The sequence below is a fragment of the Pseudomonas sp. genome (genome assembly GCF_037994325.1).
In the GTDB taxonomy this organism is placed as follows: domain Bacteria; phylum Pseudomonadota; class Gammaproteobacteria; order Pseudomonadales; family Pseudomonadaceae; genus Aquipseudomonas.
Window position 1 is genome coordinate 1 of the sequence record NZ_JBBNAH010000778.1, and the last position, 6,322, is coordinate 6,322.

Here is a 6,322-nt window from a genome sequence, read left to right on the forward strand (position 1 = left end):
AAACAGAAAAGAGAACGACAGGAACAGCGACACCATCAGGCCTTTGCGCAGGTTGGGCAGCACCACCAAAAACGCGGCTTTCCAGGTGCTGGCGCCAAGCAGGTGGGCGGCGTCCATCAGGTCGCGCAGGTTGATCGCTTGCAAGTTGTTGGTGATCGCCCGGTACATAAACGGCAGCGCCACGGTGAAGTAGCAGCCGATCAGAATCCATGGCGTACCTACCATTGCCAGCGGCCCGGAACCGTAAATCTGCAGCAGGCCCACCGACGACACCACCGGCGGCACGGCGAAAGGCAGCAAGATCAGAATGTTCATCAGGCCGTCGAGTTTGGGGAAGTGGTAATGCACCACAAACAGCAGCGGCAAAATCAGCACCACCGACAGCAGCAAGGCACCGAAACAGACCAGCAGCGATTGGCCGAAGGCGGCGAGAAAACGCGGGTCGGTCCACAGCTGGGCATACCATTTCAGCGTCAAACCGTCGGGCAAAATGGTCGCCGACCAGCTGGTGGATACGGAGTAGAGCAGGGTGCCGGCCAGCGGCAACAGCAAGATCAGAAACAGCAGAGTGACCACCGTGCGGTGATACAGCCCAGCCGCTCGGGCTTCAACGCGCGACATGGTAGCTCCTCTTTAGCAGCCATTGATGGACCACGGTAATCACCGCCATCAGCCCCACCAACACCATCGCCAAGGCGCTGGCCAGATTCGGGTTAAGCGAGATATCGCCGGCGACCATGGCGGCAATACGGATCGGCAGCACGTTAAAGTTGCCGGTAGTCAGCGCATACACCGTGGCGTAGGCGCCCAGAGCATTGGCCAACAAAATGATAAAAGTGCCGAGCAGCGCCGGGGTCAACACCGGCAGGCCGATATGCCGCCAAAAATCCCAAGTGCTGGCGCCCAGCAGTTCGGCCGACTCGCGCCAGTCTTCACGCAGGGCATCAAAAGCTGGGTAAAGCAGTAGTACGCCAAGGGGAATCTGGAAGTAGGTGTACAGCACGATCAGGCCGGTTTTTGAGTACAGGTTGAAGTCATCAATTACCCCGGCCTGCTTGAGGATGATGGTCAGCGCGCCGTTAAAACCGAGCAGGATCACGAAGGCGAAGGCCAGCGGCACCCCAGCGAAGTTGCTGGTCATATTGGAAAAGGCCATGACGAAGTCGCGCAGCTTGCTGTCGACTTTGCGCAGCGAGTAAGCGCCGAGTACGGCGATGACGATGCCGATCACGCTGGACCAGAACGAAATTTCCAAGCTGTGCTGAATCGCCTGCAAGTAGAACTTCGAGCTAAACACCTTGGCGTAATTGCTCAGGCCCCAACCCGCGGCGCTGTCCAGGCTATTGATCGCCACCCACAACAGCGGGGCGATTTGAAAGGCGATAAAGAAGATCGCAAACGGCAGCAGGCATAGCACGGCCAGCCATTTGCCACGGGTGACTGAATTCACTTCAACAGCTCCCGGCAGACAGGTTTGTCGTGGGCCACACCGAGCAATTCGCAGATGGTGCCGCACAGTTCGGTTTGTTTCGGGTTGGCAAAACTGTCTAGGCTAAAGGCGCTACCCAGCACAAACAGCGGCACTTCACGCTCTTCGGTGAGCAGGCCGTTATGCGAGCGGTCGTTGTTCATGCCGTGGTCGGCGGTGACCAGCACTTGGTAGCCGGCATCGAGCCAACGTTGCAGATACTCAGCCAGCAGCAGGTCGGCGACCCGCGCGCTATTGCGGTACTGCGGGCTGTCGAGGCCGTGCTTGTGGCCGGCGTCGTCGATATTCATCGGGTGCGCCAGCAGGAAGTGGGGCGAGTGTTTTACCCGCAGGCTTTCGGCGTCGGCGAATAAATGGGAGTCCGGGTAATGGTCGGCGTAGTAGAAGTGGCCGTGTTGAATCGGCAGTTCGGGCGCATCGGTATGGCGGTCGCGCGCGGCATTAAACGGACTGCGGTTGTACAGCTCGCTGACCCAATGGTAGGAGGCTGAGGCCGTCACCAAGCCGGCGCTGCTGGCGTAGTGAAAGATGCTCTGGTGGTTGGACAGGCGCGAGACATCGTTATGCACGATGCCGCTTTCAATCGGCGGCACGCCAGTAAGAATGCATTCATACAACGGGCGGCTCAGTGCCGGCAGCTCGCATTCGAGCTTGTACAGCGCTGCGCGGCCAGCGCCGCAATACGCCTGGAGATGGCCCATCGCGTGCTGGGCAACCCCGTAATTGAGGCCATCGAGTAACACCAGGATGACGTTGTGCTTCATGTACTACCCCAAGAAGTCGTGGGCCAAAAAAGAAGAAAGCGGCAGGCCGCTTTCTTCCGTCACAAGCCTAGGCCAGCAGACTTCTTATTCCATATTGATGATCACGTTTTCCTGCCACAGGCCTGGAAGGGCCTTGGAGGTTTCTTCCCAGGCTTTGGCGTCTTTAATCGGCTGTACCTTGGCGTATTGCGCGTTTGGCAGCAGCTTGGCTTGCACGTCAGCTGGCAGCGTCAGGTGCTCGGCACGGATCGGGCGGGCATTGCCTTTGGCCAGGTTGATTTGGCCGGCGTCGCTGAAGATGTACTCACGCGCCAGTTTGGCCGCGTTCGGGTGCTTGGCGTACTTGTTGATGATGGTGGTGTAGCCGGAGATTACCGAACCGTCGGACGGAATCAGCACTTCAAAGCGACTTGGGTCGATCTGGTCGCGGTAGCTGAGGCCGTTGAAGTCCCAGACGATGCCCACTTCCACTTCGCCTTTTTCCAGGGTCTGAATAGTCGGGTTGGACAGCGACAGACGACCTTGCTTAGCGATTTCAGCGAACAGGTCGAGGCCTGGCTGAATGTTCTTCTCGTCACCGCCTTTGGAGATGGCCGCAGCCAATACGCCGTTTACCGCTTGAGCAGCAGCGCTAACGTCACCGATGGCGACCTTGTACTTACCTTTTTCCAAGTCAGCCCAGGATTTGGGTACGTCTTTGACCAGCTTTTTGTTGACGATAAACGCGATGGAGCCGGTGTAGGCGAGTGCCCAGTGGCCGTCTTTATCTTTTGCCCAGTCTGGTACTTGTGCCCAGGTGCTGGGTTTGTAGGGTTGGGTTACACCCTGTGCGGTGGCGATGGGGCCAAAGGCCGCACCGACGTCACCGATATCGGCGGTGGCGTTGTCTTTTTCTGCGGCGAACTTGGCGATTTCCTGTGCCGAGCTCATGTCGGTGTCCAGGTGCTTGAGGCCGTAGAGTTTGCCCAAGTCGACCCAAGTGTCTTTCCAGTTAGCCCAGCTATCGGGCATGCCCACGCTGTTGACCTCGCCTTCAGCTTTGGCGGCGGTTTCCAGGGCTTTCAAATCGGTGTCTGCAGCCATGGCCAGGTTGGCCAGAGCAATGGTCGATCCCAAGATTGAAGCTAGCAACAGGCGTTTCATTCGACGCTCCTTCGTGTTGAGGGTGTTGGTCTAGATCAGCAATAGCCAAGCCAAGTTAGCGGGTAAGCATGACAATTTTGTGTCGGGCCGCTCTAGCACGCCGCACCGCCAAGGCAGTGGCGGGGTGCGTCAAGAGAGCGTAGACCATGGTTAAGTGCTTGATTTAGAAAATATAGACGTTGTGCTGCGATTGGCATGTAGCGTGCAATCTGGCTCTGTTGTCATGCAACAGTCATCTACGCTGACTAGGGTTTGCTGATGGTTTCGGGCGGTTCCACTACCCGAACTGGCGCCGAAATGGTGCTGGACTAGTCCAGATGAGGGCATTTGATGCGAGATGAGGCACCCCGTGCGGTCACGGCGATCTGCCGGGCACTGGAAGAGCAGATAGAACACGGCCTGTTGCCCTCGGGCAGCAAGCTGCCGGCCGAGCGCAAACTGAGCGAGGTGTTCGACACCACGCGCATTACCCTGCGTGAAGCCTTGGGCCAGTTGGAAGCGCAGGGACTGATTTACCGCGAGGAGCGCCGTGGTTGGTTTGTCTCGTTGCCACGCCTGGCCTATAACCCGCTGGTGCGCAGCCACTTTGATGCGATGGTCGGTGAGCAGGGACGACAGCCGTCGACGGAAGTCATTTCCGCGCGGCTAATGCCGGCGCCAGCGGTGATTTGCGATTTGTTGGAATTGCCGGCGCTGTCCAGCGTTATCCAGATTCGCCGCGCGCGGCGGGTAGATGGGCGCTTGGTGTTGTATGTGGAGCACTACCTGAACCCGGCGTACTTTCCCGGCATTCTCGACTTCGATTTGACCCTGTCGCTGACTGAGCTGTATGCGCGCCAATACGCCATTCACTACGGCCGTGTGCGCTTTGACATGGTGCCGACCGCATTGCATCTGGAAGCGGCGGCGGCGTTGAAGGTTTCGGTGGGGAGCCCAGCGCTACGGATTACCCGGGTAAACCGCGACCAGCACGGGCGCTTGATCGACTGCGATATTGAATGTTGGCGGCATGACGCGATTCACGTCAGCGTGGAAGTGCCGGAGTAACAACAAACCTCCGTCGTCCCCGCGCAAGCGGGGACCCAGCGTTGTATGTCGTACGCAGCACCTCGATCCATTCAATATTCTGCGTCCCCGCCTGCGCGGGGACTACGGAGTGGGTGTCGTTAGCCTCGTCCGGGCTGCCATTGGGGATAGGCGGGAATGCCGTCGCCGCTTAACCACGGCTTATCGTGCTCGGTCCAGATATGTTGCTGCGGGCGTTTGCCGGGGTCTTCATCCAGCGTGGCCACTCGCACGATGACGTGGGGTTGTGCCGGGCGATCGGCAATCAACTGGCTGCCGCATACCGAGCAAAAGCAGCGAAATTTGCCGGGCGATGATTCATAACGCGCCAGCTTGTCTTCACCGCTTAACCAGCGGAAGTGCTCCCGCATCACCCCTGCCGTGGTGGCGAAGGTCGCCGAATGCGCTTTGCGGCAGGTGTCGCAATGGCAGTGGCTGATCGGCATATCGAGGCTGTCGACCGCGTAGGTGATGGTTTTGCAGAGGCAGCTGCCGTGCATGGCTTTCTCCGGGTATGCGCTGGCTTTGTTGGGCTTCGCCTGTGGCTCAACCCAACATTTTCAAAACAACTCAGTGCCGTAAAACGCGGTCAGCACCTTCACCAAGTGTTCCAGGTCATGGCTGCCGGCCAACTCGCGAATCGAGTGCATGGCAAAAGTCGGCAAGCCGATATCCACGGTGCGCACGCCTAGCTGGCTGGAGATGATCGGGCCAATGGTTGAGCCGCAGCCCATATCGCTGCGCACCACAAAGCTTTGCACCGGCACTTCTTCGGCCAGGCACAGGTGGCGGAAGAAGCCGGCGGTTTCGCTGCTGGTGGCGTAGCGCTGGTTGCTGTTGACCTTGATCACGGGGCCTGCGTTGAGTTTCGGGCCGTGGTTGCCGTCGTGTTTGTCGGCGTAGTTGGGGTGCACGCCGTGGGCGTTGTCGGCCGAAACCAGCAACGACTTTTGAATCACCCGCACAAAGTCTTCGTCCTGCGGCAACACGCGGCGCAGCACTTGTTCCAGCATCGGGCCATCGGCGCCGCAGCAGGAGCTGGAGCCGACTTCTTCGTGGTCGGTACACACCAGCAGGCAAGTTTCTTCGTCGGCGCTGTGCAGCAAGGCTTGCAGGCCGGCAAAGCAGGACAGCAGGTTGTCCAGGCGTGCACCGGCGATAAAGTCGGCGTTCAGGCCAATAACGGCGGCGTCTTGGGTGTCGTAAAAGCTCAGTTCGTAATCCAGCACCGCGTCAGCATTCAGGCCGTGTTCGCGACCCAGCTGGTCGGCGAGCAAGGCGCGGAAGTCGTAGCGTTCGTCGCCAGCCACTTGCGCCAGAATTGGCGGCAGTTCGTTTTGCGCGTTGATTGCCCAGCCTTGGTTGGCTTCACGATTGAGGTGAATGGCCAGGTTGGGGATCACCGCGATGGGCACCAGAAAGTCGATGAGCTGGCTTTCCACTTTGCCGTCGCGGCGAAAGGTAACGCGGCCGGCCAGCGACAGATCGCGGTCAAACCAGGGGGCGAGCAGGGCGCCGCCATACACTTCCACACCCAATTGCAGAAAGCCGTGGCGCTGCAATTCCGGCTGCGGCTTGACCCGCAGGCACGGGCTGTCGGTGTGGGCGCCAACCATGCGCAGGCCACCTTCCAAGGGGGAGCGGGTACCCAGCTTGAAGGCGATAATCGAGGAGTCGTTGCGGGTTACGTAGTAGCGCCCACCGGCTTCGGTGTGCCAGGTGTCGCGCTCGTTAAGGTGCACATAACCGGCCGTTTCCAGGCGCATGGCCAGGCTGGCGGTGGCATGGAAGGGCGTTGGTGAGGCCTTGAGAAAATCGATCAGGCCTTGGTTCAATTCTTCGCGCATAGGGCACTCCAGGC

General features: G+C 59.3%; 7 protein-coding genes. 1 reads left to right on the top strand and 6 read right to left on the bottom strand.

What is annotated here, in order from left to right; all coding sequences use genetic code 11:
• The 4 genes from AAAB16_RS26210 to AAAB16_RS26225 all read right to left on the bottom strand — a co-directional run.
• The coding region (locus AAAB16_RS26210; protein WP_340666006.1) for an ABC transporter permease subunit at nucleotides 1-621 on the bottom strand (621 nt) is incomplete at its 3' end.
• Nucleotides 608-1,450 carry an ABC transporter permease subunit gene (locus AAAB16_RS26215; protein WP_110616279.1) on the bottom strand — a complete coding sequence of 281 codons (843 nt, stop codon included), beginning with the start codon at nucleotides 1,448-1,450 and terminating at the stop codon, nucleotides 608-610. The genes AAAB16_RS26215 and AAAB16_RS26210, both read right to left, overlap by 14 nt.
• Complete coding sequence (locus AAAB16_RS26220; protein WP_340666007.1) at nucleotides 1,447-2,253, bottom strand: alkaline phosphatase family protein; 807 nt, start codon at nucleotides 2,251-2,253, stop codon at nucleotides 1,447-1,449. The genes AAAB16_RS26215 and AAAB16_RS26220 overlap by 4 nt, the downstream gene beginning before the upstream one ends.
• An 84-nt stretch (nucleotides 2,254-2,337) precedes the next feature.
• Nucleotides 2,338-3,396, bottom strand: a complete 1,059-nt coding sequence (locus AAAB16_RS26225) for an ABC transporter substrate-binding protein (RefSeq protein ID WP_110616281.1) — start codon at nucleotides 3,394-3,396, stop codon at nucleotides 2,338-2,340.
• Between the two features lie 330 nt (nucleotides 3,397-3,726).
• On the opposite strand from AAAB16_RS26225, the gene AAAB16_RS26230 reads away from it, so the two are divergent.
• The gene (locus AAAB16_RS26230; RefSeq protein ID WP_340666008.1) at nucleotides 3,727-4,443 is read left to right on the top strand and encodes a UTRA domain-containing protein; all 717 of its coding nucleotides are present in this window, start codon (nucleotides 3,727-3,729) and stop codon (nucleotides 4,441-4,443) included.
• A 119-nt stretch (nucleotides 4,444-4,562) separates the two neighbouring features.
• Here the strand turns inward: AAAB16_RS26230 and AAAB16_RS26235 are convergent, their stop codons facing one another.
• Together AAAB16_RS26235 and AAAB16_RS26240 are read right to left on the bottom strand one after the other, a co-directional pair.
• A complete protein-coding gene (locus tag AAAB16_RS26235; protein ID WP_340666009.1) occupies nucleotides 4,563-4,961 on the bottom strand; it encodes a GFA family protein in 399 nt (132 codons plus the stop codon).
• Nucleotides 4,962-5,021: 60 nt separating this feature from the next.
• Complete coding sequence (locus AAAB16_RS26240) at nucleotides 5,022-6,308, bottom strand: M18 family aminopeptidase (RefSeq protein ID WP_110616283.1); 1,287 nt, start codon at nucleotides 6,306-6,308, stop codon at nucleotides 5,022-5,024.
• Between the last annotated feature and the right edge of the window lie 14 nt (nucleotides 6,309-6,322).